Here is a 15,788-nt window from a genome sequence, read left to right on the forward strand (position 1 = left end):
GTGAATCCATTTTTATAGATCCAAATTTAATTATTTAGTAGTTTTTATTTTATAAATGGCATCTAACATCCCATTTCTCGGACTATCTAAAACCAGTTCCCAAAACATAATACCACCCAGTTTCTTTTGCATTACATAGTTCGTTTTTGCTTTAACTGAAGAAATATCATCGCCAGTTGCAAATAATTTTTCTTTTGCATTATACCAGTAAGGCGCTTTTGCTTTTTTATCCCAAAAATAGTTCCAACCCTTAGGTTCAGTAAATGAGGTCGAATATTCTCTAAAATTTACACCACTAGTTGGTTCACCAGATTGATATAAACCGTTATTAACAGCAGCTACCTCTTTCCAAACCCGGGTATAAAAGGCTGCTCCAATAACTAGTTTCTTGGCTGGAATTCCTAATTTCAATAAATAACTTACCGCTTTATCTGTAGATTCTTCATCCTTTTTCGTACTAAACAATGGCGTATGATGTCCTGTGACTTTTGAATAACCGTTGATTAAATCATAACTCATAATGTTTACTCGATCTACCAATGGCATTATTTTTTTCCACTCCACGGATTCGTCTAAATATTTCTGAAATCCTCCTGCCGCAAAGCTCAATTCATTCTTATTTCCTAAAGCTTGACGAAGTATTTTTATAAGTTCCGTAAAATTCTTTTTATCGGCTTGTTGATATAAATGACCTGGATATCCTTCAATGGTAGGATATTCCCAATCCAAATCTAATCCATTGCACTTAAAATAAGTATTGACTTCCTTTACCGATTTTGCAAAAACGGCTCTTCCTTTTTCAGTTGAAAAAACATCGGAACAAGGAGCGCAACCTCCCCAGCCTCCTAAAGACAACATAATTTTGAGTTGTGGATTTTTAGCTTTTAAGGATACCAAATATTTAATGGTGATAGAATCCTTAGCGGTGTCGACATTTAATTTACCATCCTTCAAATGACAGAAACTATAGATGATATGCGTCAGTTTATTGACCTCAAATTCATTTATTAGTTTATCATCACCCGTATAATAAGCAATTACAGCTAATTTTTTATTGCTTTGAGCAGTTATGCCGTTAGTAATAAGAAGTAACAAAAAAAGGAATTTTATACTTTTCATTTTTACATTATTTATTGATTTTTACATTGTAATTGTAATTGATATGTCTATATCTACATAAAAATAGGCACGCATATCTCGCAGATTTACGCAGATTTTAAAGCAACAAAATGAAGCTATGATTTTCTTATAGATTAAAAAATTGTTTATTTTAAAAGCTAATGCCATTACAATTGATATGCTTAAATATTTTTATCTTTTAAAATTTGAGGATATTTGATACTTGTATGAACAATCAATTCGCCAAACAATGTATTCGCCCAAGCAAACCATTTACGGGTAAATTTTGTGACATCGTCTTTGTGAAAGGATTCATGCATAAACCCCGTATCTGCATTTGTTTTTATCAAATTGCTAATACATTTACTAATTTCTTTTTCATCTACGCTTGTAATTGCTCTTAAAATTATACTCATAGGCCAGATGGTATCAGCGCCAGTGTGCGGACCTCCAATACCTTCTCCAGCTTTTCCGTTATAGAAAAACGGATTGTTTTCTGAAAGCACTACTTTTCGAGTATTAAGATATAAAGCATTATTAGGTTGAATGGCTCCTAAATAAGGTAATGACAATAAGGAAGGCACATTCGCATCATCCATCATGTGAAAACTTCCATATCCATTTACTTCAAAAGCGATGATTTTTCCAAATTTTGGATGCTCAATAATTCCGTTTTCTTTTAATCCTTTCTGAACCTGTTCCTGCAATTCTTTTGCTTTAGCGACCAAATCAATATCCTTCATTTCCGGCAAAGAGAAAATCTCCATTAAATAACCGAGCACTTCAATGGCAAACATATTACTCGGAATCAAATACCCAAACAAAGTACTGTCATCACTTGGCCTGAAAGTAGAAACGATTAATCCGCAAGGTTTTACCGGATAACCATAACCACTTAAAGGAACTCCGTCAGTTGCCCAAGCCGTTTCGCGCTGAAAACTGTAAGGCCCTTTATCATGCATTCGTTGTTGTTCTTTGAACGTTTGCAATACTAAAAGCATCGCTTCTTTCCATTTTTTATCAAACAAGCTTGTATCTCCAGTTTGTTTCCAATACCCATGCGCCAGTCTGATAGGATAACACAAACTGTCTATCTCCCATTTGCGCTCATGAATACCGGGTTTCATTTTTGTTATGTCATTTTTCCACTCACTTACTTTCGTGAAATCTTTATAAAAAGCATTCGCATACGGATCGAGCAAAATACATTTAGCCTGACGGTTGATTACTCCTTTTACCAATTCCCCAAGTTTAGCGTCTTCTTTTACAAAAGGGAGATATGGCCAAATCTGGGCGGTACTATCCCGTAACCACATGGCATCTATATCTCCAGTTATCACATACGTATCCGGTTTACCATCGATGATTTCAAAATCGACTGTAGTGTCTAATGTGTTTGGAAAACAGTTTTCGAACAACCAAGCCAACTCAGGATTCGCTATTTGTTTCTTGATGCGTACAATAGCGGCTTCTACTGCTTTACTGGTGAATTTTCTCTCGGCCAATGGAGGACGTTTGCTAACAAAATCCTTCATTGGAAAATTAAAAATATTAGACTCAGAAGCAAAAACTTTCGATTGAACTGCTAATAATCCTGCGGATAAAATCCCTGTGTTTTTTATAAATTTTCTACGTGTTTGCATCGTATTATTTTGAAGTTGAATAAGAATATGGATAACTACTCGCTGAAGTTCCTCTTGCTAGGTTCGGTGTACTAATCATGTCAAAATTCAACTCGGCACCTTTCAAAACATCAAAATGATTGATATAGTTCTTTGTGTAGGTTTCATTATTCCATTTTAACTCCTGAACATATTTATTATCTCCGGAATTATTTGGGGCATTTATAATTACTTCTTTTCCGTTTTCTAATTGCAGTGTAACTTTTTTAAATAACGGTGCACCAAGTACATATTCCTCTGTGGCAGGACAAACGGGATAAAAACCCATAGCTGAGAAAACATACCAAGCCGAAGTTTGTCCGTTATCTTCATCACCACAATAACCGTCTGCTGTTGGTTTATACAAACGATTCATTACTTCTCTGGACCAATACTGCGTTTTCCAGGGCTGACCAGCATAATTATACAAATAAATCATGTGCTGAATAGGCTGATTGCCGTGTGCATACTGTCCCATATTCATGATTTGCATTTCGCGTATTTCATGAATAACCGAGCCGTAATAACTATCATCAAAAACTGGAGGAGTTGTAAAAACGGCATCTAATTTAGCTGTGAATTTTTTCTCACCACCCATTAAATCAACCAAACCTTGAACGTCATGAAACACACTCCAGCTATAATGCCAGCTATTTCCTTCGGTAAAAGCATCTCCCCATTTAAACGGATTAAAATTTGCCGGAAAGCTCCCATCTTTATTTCTACCGCTCATCAATCCCATCTCTGGATTATAAAGATTCTTATAATTCATCATTCTCTTTTCGAATAAACTGATTTCTTTTTTAGGACGATTTAAAGCTTTCGCCAATTTCCAAATCGCAAAATCATCATACGCATATTCTAATGTTCGTGCCGCATTTTCATTAATTTTTACATCATAAGGAACATAGCCTAAAGTATTGTAATACGATACTCCTGTTCTTCCTACCGCGTCCATTGCTCCTTCATTATTGGCTCCGTGCAATAATGCTTCGTACAACTTATTAATATCATATCCTCGCAATCCTTTTATATAAGCATCAGAAACTACGGAGGCCGAATTGTTCCCCACCATCACATTTCTAAATCCAGGACTGGACCATTCCGGTAAAAAGCCACCTTCTTTATAATCATTAATCAAACCTTCCTGCATTTCTTTGTTTATAGAAGGATAAACTAAATTAAGCAAAGGATATAAGGCACGAAAAGTATCCCAAAAACCAGTTCCAGCGTACATATAACCGGGTAGAACTTTTCCATTATAAGGACTGTAATGAACAATTTTCCCCTTCGAATCTATTTCATATTGCTTTTGGGGGAAACAGGCAGTACGGTACAAACAAGAATAAAAAGTTTTGAATTGTTCGTCACTTCCACCTTCCACTTTTATTTTTCCTAAAACTTTATTCCATTCTTCTTTTGATTCCGCAACAGTTTTTTCAAAAGAAGCATTCCCTAATTCCGTTTTCAAATTCAACTCAGCTTGCTCGACACTTATAAATGAAGAAGCGACTCTAACATTGATTTTCTCCCCTTTTTTAGTTTTAAAACGTACTACAGCACCTGCATGATTGGCTAGACTTTCCAATTTATCTTTTTCCAAAACAGTGTCTTTCCAGGTATAATTTGATGAAAAAGACTTATCGAATAGTAGCACAAAATAATTTTTAAAATTAGCAGGAACACCACCGCTATTGCGAGTTGTGTATCCAATAATTTTATTTTCGGAAGGGATAATTTTAATATAAGAACCTTTATCGAAAGCATCAATTACGATGGAAGATTGCTCATTTTCCGGGAATGTAATTTGAAAGTGCGCTGCTCTTTCGGTTGTTGTTATTTCAGTCGTCACATCATAATCAGCCAGATATACGCTGTAATAATACGGCTTTACAGTTTCGGCTTTATGACTGAACCAACTGGCTCTTTCCTCTTCTTTAAAAACTAATTTTCCTGTAACGGGCATGATAGAAAACTGTCCGTAATCATTCATCCACGGTGAAGGCTGATGTGTTTGTTTGAATCCTCTAATTTTTTCAGCGGTATACGTATAAATCCATCCGTCTCCCATTTTACCGGTTTGCGGTGTCCAAAAATTCATTCCCCAAGGTCTTGCAATCGCCGGATACGTATTCCCATTAGAAAGACTGTGCACCGATTGTGTACCCATCAAAGGATTTACATATTCTACTGGATCTAAAACTTTAGTTTGTGCATTTACAACAACACAGAGTAACGATAAACCAAAAATCAAACTCTTTATCTTCATAATTTTAATATAAAATAATTCCTAAAATCCTCTCCCGATTCTCTAAACTGTTACTGATTACTTTTACAGCGGTCTGTCTTCTTTTTTTACACCCCAAGTTCCTGAAGGTTTACTTCCCATATACAATTTCAACTCTCCTCCTTTAGTAATCATTTCATGAGTGATATAGGATTTAGTATAGGATTTCCCATTGTATTCTGCTTTCTGAATATAAATATTAGTGCTGCTGTTATCTATTGCTTTCAATGTAAATGAAATACCATCTTTATTCTTTACAGTTGCATTATTCACCAATGGGCTTCCCAAAATATAAATTCCATTCGCCGGATTAACCGAATAAAATCCCATCGCGGAGAAAACATACCAGGCCGACATTTGTCCCAAATCTTCGTTACCGCATAATCCATCCGGTTTTGTGGAATAGAATTTATCATCAATTTCCCGAATCAGTTTTGCTGTTTTCCAAGGCTGTCCAGCGTATGCATATAAATAAGGAATATGATGATTCGGTTCGTTTCCTTGCGCATATTGTCCAATCAAACCACTAATATCCGGAGAAGCTTCTTCGCCTTCCACTTTGTCAGTTATCAAAAACAGAGCATCTAACTTGGCTAGAAATTTATCTTCACTTCCAAATAAATCAATTAAACCATAAGGATCTTGAGGCACCAACCACGTGTATTGCCAAGCATTTCCTTCTACATAATCGTCTTTGCGATGAGCAGATGAAAGCGGGTTAAACGGTGTTCTCCAGTTTCCATTGGCCAATTTCCCTCTCATAAACGTTGTTTCTTTATCAAAATAAAGTTTATACAAATTAGCTCTTTTTGAAAAATAAGTATAATCATCGGTCTTGTTCAAGGCTTTTGCCATCTGAGCCACGCACCAATCGTCTATAGCATATTCCAAAGCATTTCCAACAGTTTCTAACATCGTATCGGCAGGAATGTATTGCAGTTTTTGAACATAATCCATTCCGTCACGGGTTTGCATCGCCGTTTTCTTGATGGCTTCATACGCAAGTGCCGTATCGTAATCACGGTATCCTTTTAGATATGCATCGACAATAACTGCAATCGAATGATTTCCGTTCATTGTGTTAGTTTCGTTACCCATCAAATGCCAAACCGGTAATCTTCCTTGCTGCTGATAAATGGCCAAGAATGATTTGACAATATCATTAATTTTGTCTGGTTGTGTAATGGTGTACAAAGGATGTAAAGCACGATAGGTATCCCAAAGTGAAAAAGTGGTATAATTAGTGAAATTTGCTTTTTCATATACTTTTTTATCTGTTCCTCTATAATCGCCATTGGCATCATTAAAAATAGAAGGTGCAAAAACCGTATGATACAACGAAGTGTAAAAAACTTTCATCGTTTTTTCATCGGCCTTAATCTGAATTTTATTTAATTCGGTATTCCATTTTGAATTGGCTTGTTTCACCGTTTTTGTAAAATCCCATGTTGGAATCTCCGCTTTTATATTTGCGGAAGCATTCTCATAACTCACCGGAGAAAGACCAACTTTGACTAAAACCTGTTTATTTTTTAAAGTTGCAAAATCTATTACCGCTTTCATTCGGACACCTTCTCCTTGATTTCCTAACACCGCTGAAACATTGTCATACAAGGAAATATTCGAAATAGGTTCCGAAAATTCCATTGCAAAATAAACTCTTTGATCATCAGCCCAACCTTTCGAATGGCGATAACCAACAATAGTCTTAGCTCCAGTTTTTTTAATGAATGTTTTCATTGGTTTATCCCAACCCACACCATCAGCTAAATCAAGTAAAATATGGGAATCATCAACAGAATTAAAAGTGTATTTATGAAAACCTACTCTTTCGGTAGCCGTTAATTCCGCTTTTATTTTGTATTTATCAAGTAAAACACTGTAATATCCTGGCTTAGTAATTTCATTTTCATGCGAAAAATAAGAACCATAACCAGTAACCATATCTTCCTTTGTTCCTTTGGTAAGTGGCACTTTTCCTGATACCGGCAACAAAAGAATGTCATTCAAATCTCCAATTCCTGTGCCACTCAAATGGGTATGTGTAAACCCTAATATTGTATTACTCGCATAATTATAACCACTGCACCAATCCCAGCCTTCAAAAACATTTACCGGTCCTAACTGAACGGCTCCAAAAGGAACATTGGCACCCACAAAAACATGGCCGTGACCAGCAGAACCAATCAGAGGATTTACATATTGGGTGTAATCTAAATTGTTTTGTTTTTTGGTTTTTACCTGTGAAGTAACCGGTAAAGTGCATAATACACTAAGAGCGAAAATTCCAGAGAAAACTATTTTGCTATATCTTGTAAACATTGATTCTGTTATATTTTAAAGTAAGTTAAAATTAGCCAAAGTTCAACTGATCAACAGTGGCTTACATCATATTTTGTTTGGTTTTACTTGTATCGATTAATTACATCGTACAATGACATAACCGTTATAATTGGCTTTGTTAGTTTTCCTTCAAACGAAATTTTCATTTCTTCTCCAGCTTTCAAATCCATATAATTAGTACTTAGTTTTCCTTTGTATCCTTTAATTTCCACATAGACATATTTGGCTGGTTTCAAGGCTTTAATGATTATTTCATTTCCTTTAATAGTCCAACTTATTTTAGGATTTTCCAATTTCAAATCTATAGGTCGAGTCAGGTCAATCTCAGGAGTTTTGTCATCCCGATACGCTTCCCGCATGGCATACCAAGCTGCTTTGGGTTGTCGGTTATAATAATCCGTAACACTCCAACTCGCCACAGGCCAACAATCATTCAATTGCCAAACTAAAGTTCCCATATTATAAGGCGCTTTGGAACGATGAATCCCAATAATATTCTTTAGCGAATAATACTGTAAACACTGTGTGAGGTAGGTATAATCGGCCACTTTCATGTTTTTTACTTTGGTGGAATCAATAAAATAGCGATTCAAATAGGAGTTTAACTTGGTAAACCCTTTTCCCGCTTTTTGATGTGCTTTTAATACATCCGAAAATAAATGACGGTCTTCAGGTAACGTAAATTTTTCTATTGAAGAATAATTCGGCATGGCTTGCATTCCGTATTCACTAACAAAATGTCCTGTTTTATTTTTAACCACTTCAATATCTTCCAATCCCCACCAAGTTCCCCAATAATGGCTATCTCCTTCTGTAATACTTTGCTTCCTACCCCAACCAAATAATGGCGAGCTGCTGATATATGGTCTTTTATCATCAACTTCTTTTACCCATTTTGGAATACTGTCCTGAAACAAGCGAACATAATCTTTCCACAAACGAGTCGAATCCTGCTTTGACATATTCATCGATTTTTGCCAGCCCCAGTTTTTAAATGCTTCGTCAGATTCGTTATTCCCACACCACAAAACAATGCTTGGATGATGACGCAAACGCTTTACTTGGTACTGTACTTCCTCTTTCACATTATCGAAAAACGCTTTATCACCGGGAACCATCGTTCCGGCAAACATGAAATCCTGCCAAACATTGATTCCATATTTATCACATAAATCATAGAAATAATCGTCTTCATAAATTCCGCCACCCCAAACACGAAGCATATTCATATTGGCATCTTTAGCAGACAAAACTATCTTTTCGTAATCTTTTTTGGTAACTCTCGAAAGAAAAGCATCCGATGGAATATAATTCGCCCCTTTCATATACACCGGCTTGTCGTCAATTTTAAAATAAAATGATTTTCCAAGACTGTCCGGTTGTTGCACCAATTCAATCTTACGATTTAAAACATAAGGCCTCTCTGGTGTTTTTTCATCGAAAGTTTCCAATCGTACTTCTTTCCAAATTCCACAGGTAGTAAATTTAGGTCCCCAATCCCAACCAAAATGATACTGTGCTTTCCGAACATAAGCACGAGGATTGTCTGGAATTACAAAAGGCAAATCTTTCTTGGCAAGTAAATCCACTACATTTTGTGCCGATACAAAGACAACAACTAATTTATTCGTACCGGGATTCAAATACTTTTTCACATCAACACGCCATTGACGGAACATGTTATTCGCTTTTAATATCTGTTTTCCATTCAAATAAACCGTTGCATAGGTATCCAATCCGTCAAAAACGAGTGCTGTATTTTTTTTCTTTAATGTTACTGGATTTACCTGAAATGAAGTTTTATACTCCCAGTTCTTTTTTTCAATCCATTGGAGTTTTTTTTCATTATCACGATAAAATGGATCTGGAATGAGTTTGTTATTCAGCAAATCAGTATGCACTTCTCCCGGAACTGTAGCGGCATTCCATTTTACCGTTTTCTCCTGACGAAATTGCCAGCCGTTTTTGAGAACTACTGAACTATTTTGAGCATTCGCCACAAAAAACAGGTTTATAAAACAAAGGATCCCAAACCAACAAAAGGATTTATTACATTTCATCGTGGCTGATTATTTGGTTATTGTGTTGCTTTTTATCTTTCATAAAAGTAAAATTTCTATTATTTGATTCCAATATTTTTATGACAATGTATTTCCCAATTTGCTCTCCTTGCAAAGCGCCATTTTCAATGGCGTCCCTAAAATGAATACCTCCGTACAACCTTGAAATAGCTGCTTCTTGCGATGCCTGTAAAAAGGATTTAAATTTTCTTTCAGGCAAACCAAATTCTGTTTCAGTTGTATCTGTAAAGGAAAAATTATCTCCGAAAATTTTAGTAAGCACAGTTGCCGCCGCCGTAGATATCACACTATGTCCTGAGGTATATTCCGGAAAAGGCGGTGTTTGTAATAATGGCTTCCATCTATTGTCTATCCATTTATTAATCGCCGTTTCTGGTCTTACCCTATTCGTTTTAAATTTTCCATCCCAACAGGAAATAAATGCATCGGTTAATGTAATAGCGACAGTTGTATGAATAAAAATAGTTTGCTCTAAACTTGTTTCCTTTTTTAAACAGGCCTTCCCCGTAATACCAATCCAATGTCCACCTGGAGATATTTTTTTAAACCCAAATTCTACATGTCCAATCTGCTGTAAAGCAAAAGGATTACAATCCCAAAAACTGGCTATTGCTTTTTGTTTTTTGGTCAATTTGTTTACAATATTATAAACCTCGTCCATTTGTTTATAGAAAGAGGATGTTTTCGCAGTATCGAATACAATGGGAGCAATGGGTTTAAATTGTTGGGCAGAATCCAATAAAAAAGGTCGTATTTGGTTCCAGTTTGGTTCCACTGCTTGCATATACCCCGGTCCGGTTGGTTGCCAATGTCCGTCACCGCTTAATGGCGTATATTTTTTAAAGTTGCTTAATTTTCGAAAATTATCAGCTCTTATATACGGTGTGATTTGAGCTATTGCAATTTGCACCAGCTGTGAAGTACGCTTCGTTTGTTCTTTAGAAATTCCTTTTTTTACAGCTACCCGCATTAAAGAATCTGCTTCGGTTGAAAACTTATATCCAGATGGCAACAGTTTTTCTGCCATTTTATAAACGGTATACACGGATGCTAAAGAAGCGTCACTTTTTGTGATAAGCGTATCGGCAACCTCTACTTTTGGAAAACCATTGAGCGATTTCGAAAAAGATCGCTCCGGCATTTGAAATAACGACATTACTTCATTCGACGCAAGCGTTACATAAGCATAGTATCGGGCTGCTGCCACTGGTGATGTAACATCATTAACCATTACATCGGTTACTTTTTTTAAAGCTGAAACATAATCCTTTGAAGAAAATTTTTCAGAATTCTGGGAAAAACATGTAGTTCCCAGAAAAAGTATAATCGCGATAAAAATATATTTTCTCATATTGGATATATTAATATTTGTAAACCGCAGGAAGCTGATTGTTGATAGAAAACAAGACCTTTTTTTTACCCTTAGATTCTATAGAAATAATGTCCTTTACGCAGCCCTTTACATTCAAACCAGAACTTAGTTGAGGTATATAAGTAAAGTTCCCTTTTCCGTCTCCTGTCAATAAAACACCATAATTAGCATCTATTTTTCCAATTTTTATTCTTGTTTTTTCTATATTTCCTCCTAATAGAATGTCATTTTTACCATCATGATTATAATCTGCGATGGCAATAGCATAAACAGGAGCATAATTTGCCTGCATGGGTAAACTGTGTGGCATGAAAATACCATTCTTATTTTCGAACCAACTTGTTTCAAAAGAATCCGCTTTCAGAACTTTTCCCAATTGCAATTGCTCTGGTGATAAAACGTCATTGATAGTTGCTTCTGAATAGGAGTCATAAGTAGGAAAGCGTTGTCTGAGGCTCACCATCTGATCGGTCAATTCATCTCTACTCGCCACAGGAAAAGATTTGCCCTGAATGTATTGACATAAAAATGGATCTACAGAACCGTTTTTGTCAAAATCGCCATAATAAAGTGTGGCAGGTTCCGTATTGCTAACCTTGATTTGACTGTTGGTACCCCAGTTTGCGGCTACCAAATCTAAATCGCCATCACCATCTAAATCGGCTGAAGCCAATCGGTTCCACCAACCAGATAAAGCAGTGGGGAAATATTTTTGAGTGGCATCGACAAGCTGACCATTTTTGTTTTCGAAACAAGATATTTTCATCCATTCCCCACAAACAACCAAGTCCGGTTTTCCATCGTTATTTACATCCATCCATATGGCATCAGTAATCATACCTAACCGTTGTAATCCAGGTGCCACTGTTGCAATAGCATTCGTAAACTTCCCTTTTCCATCATTCAATAATAAAAAACTCTCGGGTGCTTCAGGATATTTTCCAGAAATAGCACGACCACCAATAAATAAGTCAGGATCGCCATCACCATCTGCATCCGCTGATTTCACACAAGAACCAATACTTGTTTCTATCGGTAGCGCTTCCTGACTTTTTATATACGTTCCATTGTCATTTATGTAAATTCGGTCCTGTAAAGCCGCGTCATTTTCATCAAATGCATAACCACCGCTTACGACATACAAATCCATATCTCCATCCATATCGGTATCAAAAAATAATGCATCTACATCCTCAGAAAGACTGTCTTCAACAAATGCCTTCTGGGGGGAACGAATAAAACTTCCATTTTGCTGTTGCAATAATAACTGCCCTGCCTGATTTTTAGCTCCGCCAATGAAAATATCTTCCAGCCCGTCTTTGTTGATATCAGCTTTGGCAATTTGTGGTCCGCTATATGAAAGCATACTCGTCATTAAAGGCTGTGTTTTAAAATCATTCGTTTCTTCTTCAGTATGTCTGTAAGGAACAAAAACATCTGCTAAAGAAAATACAGTTGAAGTACTAGTTGAAGCAGGATAAATACGATTTGGATTATTATATGTAACATGTATCGTTTGATTTACGGTGTTATTTTTAAGTGTCTCCAATTTGCCATTCGGCCAATAAACAGCAATCGAATCAATTACAGCTGAAGGCAAACCAATATGCATTGGCTCTTGCATTGCACTTTGAAAACCGTGTACCGGATAATTTTCCTGTGTCACTATACCGGCGGGAGTATACACTTTTACTTTCGCTCCCAAAGCATTTCTATTTTGCCCCGGCATTTGCAATACTACGTTAATATAATTCCCCGTTTTATTTATTTCAACAGCATTATTACGATATATGGCTGCCACATCATTCATCCTGTTTATTACCAAATCAAGATCTCCGTCATTATCAAGATCTGCATAAACTGATCCATGAGAAAAATTTTCGTCTTCAAGTCCCCAATCCATGGAGCAATCTTTAAACTGAAGATTTCCTTTATTTTCAAAAATATAATTGTGAAGTGGTGTAGATTGGATTCCTTCCAGCATTTGAAACATTCTTTCTCCGGACTCTCCTCGCAAATATTTCAATCGTTCATTGGCATAAAATTTTGCAAAATCGCGGTTTATCATATCCCTGCCATAACCATTGGAAACAAAAAGATCTTTATTACCATCATTATTAAAATCGGCAAACAAAGCTGACCAACTCCAATCCGTATTAGAAATTCCGCTTAATTGTCCCGTTTCGCTAAAGGTGTTATTCCCATTATTTACCTGTAACATATTACGCATTAACTGGTGGTAAAATCCATTTTGTAAGGTGTTGTTATAGAGCTCATAATTATCTGGAGCGTATAATAATTTCTGTCTTTTATTATCTGCAGGCAACATGTCCAAAGTATAAATATCTGGCCATCCATCATTATTGATATCTGCTATATCAGCTCCCATAGAAAAATTAGAAATATGACCCATTTGCTCTTTTAAACGATCCGTAAAAGTTCCATCTCCATTATTGATATAGAGATAATCTTCTTCTACATAATCATTGGACACATAAAAATCTGGCCATCCATCATTATTAACGTCACTTACAATAACTGAAAGCCCATATCCAAGTGGATTGGAAATAATTCCAGCTTCTACAGTTACATCTGTGAAATGATTGCTATCATTACGATAAAGTCGGTCACCCGCATAAGGGTCTACCATCTTTTTGACAAAAGCAGCATCAAAATTCCGTAATTCTTTAATGTTATGATTCAATACAAAAAGATCCAAATCACCATCACGGTCATAATCAAAAAAAGCGGCTTGGGTAGAATAGCCCGAATCAGCAACACCCATTTCTTCAGCTTTATCTGTAAATGTAATTTCACCGTTGACAGAGGGAGAAGGTCCATTATTTATAAACAACTGGTTCCTTCTCTTTTCAGGTTCGGTATCGCCGGAATAACTAACATACAAATCCAGCCATCCATCCCCATTAACATCTGCCACACTTACTCCTGTTTTCCAACCTTTGTGCCCTTCTACACCAGCACTTTTTGTACTATCTTCAAATTTAAAGTCTCCTTTATTTAGAAATAATTTATTAGGGACTATGTTTGCCGTAAAATATAGATCTATTAATCCATCATTATTAAAATCTCCGGCAGCTATACCACCACCATTATAAAAATATTCATAAGTTATTATGTTCAGTTGAGGTGTTTCTTTCAAAAGGTTATTGAACGTAATTCCAGTTTTTTCAGCAGGGAGCAAAGAAAACAATTTTGTCTGCTGCGAAAAAACAGGTAAAAAGAACAGTAAACCAATCCCAATAGGTAACAAAAACTTTTTCATACTTTCTTGTTGTTATTAATATCGATAGCTAAATTTAAAATAAGTCGGGTAGGTTTTACTACCCGACTCAGATTAAGTTTCATCTAAACTACTACTTTAAAATCAAGGCTTATCCCACCAAACTCGAGTAGTGAATTCATCGGTACCTTGTTGTGTAATAGCTGTATTATAATTAGTGGTATTATTAACACGTTCGGTTTCATCATAAATTAAACGTCTTGGTAATGTACCGCCAGTTAAATTACCAGGAAAATTTACTGGTATTATAGTAGGATAACCCGTTCTTCTAAGTTCAGCAAATGCTTCTAATCCATTGAAGAATAATACTATCCATTTTTGTGTTCCTATCTGATTTAATTTAGCGGCAGTTGTACCCAATGTCATAAAAGGATTTGCGACTAAATAAGCAGCAACTTCAACATTACTTACAGGAGCCACGGCATTTCCATATACAGTAAGCATTTGCATAGCAGTAGTTACTCCGTTGTTGTAATAGGTTTGTGCATTTCCGGAATCCCATCCTCTTACAGCTGCTTCAGCTAATAAAAATTGTACTTCGGCATAACTCATAATAATATCTGGGGCATCCTGACGCAATATAGTCAAGGTATTAGGATCAGAATACGCTTTAATTCCTGCAGCAGTCCAACTCGGATGTGCTGTAATTGTTCCTGAAGTATACCCATTAGGTAATCCTTTTTGAGTAGCAGGTGTATTGTCACCCGTGCTTTCAATACGAGCATATATACGCAAACGCGGATCACTGGTGTTTTGCAATTGATCAACAAATGTCTTACCTAGTTTTGTACTACCATTTCCTTCTTGTAAATCTTCACGTAAAAAAGGAGTTGTATAAGGATTTCTGTTTACGCCGTCTGGCCCAGTAGCATGATTTAAAACTACATTATCAGCATTGGATTGAAAAACGCCTCCAGCAATTGCTTTACCAACCCAAAGTTGTGCTTTTGCAGGATCTACTTTAGACATGCGCATTCCTAATCTAAGCATCATAGAGTAAGAAAACTTTTTCCATTTAGCAACATCTCCAGAATAGAACAAATCTGAAGAACCAAAAAACGGTTTGCTTGCATCCAATGCCTGCGCTGATTCGTCTAATTCTTTCAAAAGATCAGTATAGATATCTTGCTGCTTGTCATATTTAGGTTTCAAAATTAAACCTGTATATCCTTTCCCAGCATCGAAATAAGGAATATCACCGTATAAATCAGTTAAACGATGAAATAAATATGCTTTCATAATTCTAACAGCACTACGCTTATTTACATTTTCTGGAGTATTAGGAATTGTGGATAACAATTGTGATGTTTCCTTTATTCCGTTACTATAAGTTGATCCAAAAAAAGCACCAGACCACTCGGTTGAATAGGCATATTTATCTCCAGAATAGGCAAATGAACCTAAATGTTGAACCATAGCACTGGCATAAATTAAGTTTGCTCTATGATTTTCATAATCTTGTCCATTCATGTACACTTCTGACAAAGAAAAAACGGAATTTACATCAGGAGTTACATAGGCATTAGGGTTTTTATTTAAATCTTCAAACCCATTATCGCAGGAAGTAAGTACTAGAATACATCCTAAACCAGCGCTTAAATACTTTATTAAATTATTTTTCATT

Annotated in this window: 8 protein-coding genes; all 8 read right to left on the reverse strand. The window is 35.9% G+C overall.

Annotated elements, in window-relative coordinates; all coding sequences use genetic code 11:
* Window positions 1-30 precede the first annotated feature (30 nt).
* The 8 genes from BUC23_RS04305 to BUC23_RS04340 all read right to left on the reverse strand — a co-directional run bounded on the left by BUC23_RS04305 (window position 31) and on the right by BUC23_RS04340 (window position 15,787).
* On the reverse strand, window positions 31-1,119 hold the full coding sequence (locus BUC23_RS04305) for a glycoside hydrolase family 18 protein (protein WP_073205997.1): 1,089 nt from the start codon (window positions 1,117-1,119) through the stop codon (window positions 31-33).
* A gap of 182 nt (window positions 1,120-1,301) precedes the next feature.
* Window positions 1,302-2,762: a glycoside hydrolase family 125 protein gene (locus tag BUC23_RS04310; protein WP_073206000.1), complete on the reverse strand. Its 1,461-nt coding sequence runs from the start codon at window positions 2,760-2,762 to the stop codon at window positions 1,302-1,304.
* A 4-nt stretch (window positions 2,763-2,766) separates the two neighbouring features.
* On the reverse strand, window positions 2,767-5,049 hold the full coding sequence (locus tag BUC23_RS04315; protein WP_073206003.1) for a GH92 family glycosyl hydrolase: 2,283 nt from the start codon (window positions 5,047-5,049) through the stop codon (window positions 2,767-2,769).
* Window positions 5,050-5,112: 63 nt separating this feature from the next.
* A complete protein-coding gene (locus BUC23_RS04320) occupies window positions 5,113-7,389 on the reverse strand; it encodes a GH92 family glycosyl hydrolase (protein WP_073206006.1) in 2,277 nt (758 codons plus the stop codon).
* 83 nt (window positions 7,390-7,472) lie between these two features.
* Window positions 7,473-9,410, reverse strand: coding sequence for a beta-mannosidase (locus BUC23_RS04325; RefSeq protein WP_244153765.1), 1,938 nt, complete (start codon window positions 9,408-9,410; stop codon window positions 7,473-7,475).
* Between the two features lie 49 nt (window positions 9,411-9,459).
* Window positions 9,460-10,842, reverse strand: a complete 1,383-nt coding sequence (locus BUC23_RS04330) for a vanadium-dependent haloperoxidase (protein WP_073206008.1) — start codon at window positions 10,840-10,842, stop codon at window positions 9,460-9,462.
* A 10-nt stretch (window positions 10,843-10,852) separates the two neighbouring features.
* Window positions 10,853-14,146 carry a VCBS repeat-containing protein gene (locus tag BUC23_RS04335; RefSeq protein ID WP_073206011.1) on the reverse strand — a complete coding sequence of 1,098 codons (3,294 nt, stop codon included), beginning with the start codon at window positions 14,144-14,146 and terminating at the stop codon, window positions 10,853-10,855.
* A gap of 102 nt (window positions 14,147-14,248) precedes the next feature.
* Complete coding sequence (locus BUC23_RS04340) at window positions 14,249-15,787, reverse strand: SusD/RagB family nutrient-binding outer membrane lipoprotein (protein ID WP_073206016.1); 1,539 nt, start codon at window positions 15,785-15,787, stop codon at window positions 14,249-14,251.
* Between the last annotated feature and the right edge of the window lies 1 nt (window position 15,788).

Source organism: Flavobacterium xinjiangense, assembly GCF_900142885.1.
GTDB lineage: Bacteria > Bacteroidota > Bacteroidia > Flavobacteriales > Flavobacteriaceae > Flavobacterium > Flavobacterium xinjiangense.